This window comes from Paraburkholderia sp. BCC1876, assembly GCF_902833695.1.
In the GTDB taxonomy this organism is placed as follows: Bacteria; Pseudomonadota; Gammaproteobacteria; order Burkholderiales; family Burkholderiaceae; genus Paraburkholderia.
The window spans coordinates 1-492 of sequence record NZ_CADFGI010000067.1; the positions used below are offsets into that span (position 1 = coordinate 1).

Consider the following 492-nt stretch of genomic DNA (forward strand, 5'->3'; position numbering starts at 1 on the left):
GCGCTATTCCAGGGCCGGAACGCAATCCGGGAAATGCATGAAAGGATTGGCCTCGATCTTTTGAAAAGGACTGCAAAGACCCCGCTACTCAAGGGATTCGAGGCCATGGAGAAAAACCGGGAAAACCGGAAAAGATTTATGAAAGTCGCTGGGGATTGGCTCGGGGGCTGCTAATCGTCAGAACAATGGATGGACGCAAAGCCGGAAAGCGGAGCGGTTTGGAGGAGGGTCGGCAGACGCCTGTGCCGGGCCGCGTCGGGCACGGTTCGCGGCGCATTCGCGCGACCGATGCGATCATGGCGGGGGCGCGGCGATGCCGGGCAGGGCGCCGCGATGCTTCCGATCGAACCACGCACGACGAGGAACCTTCACCGATGAACGCCAGTTCCCCTTATGGATTGAACCGCTTCAAGGCCGCGCTCGCGGCGCGACGCCGGCAGGTCGGCTTCTGGGTATCGATGGCCGAGCCCTACCTGGCCGAGATCACCGCCA

At 62.2% G+C, this 492-nt stretch carries 1 pseudogene; it reads left to right on the top strand.

Annotated elements, in window-relative coordinates:
- Positions 1–374 precede the first annotated feature (374 nt).
- A pseudogene (locus tag HWY05_RS38580) lies at positions 375–492 on the top strand (2-keto-3-deoxy-L-rhamnonate aldolase); the annotation flags it as partial.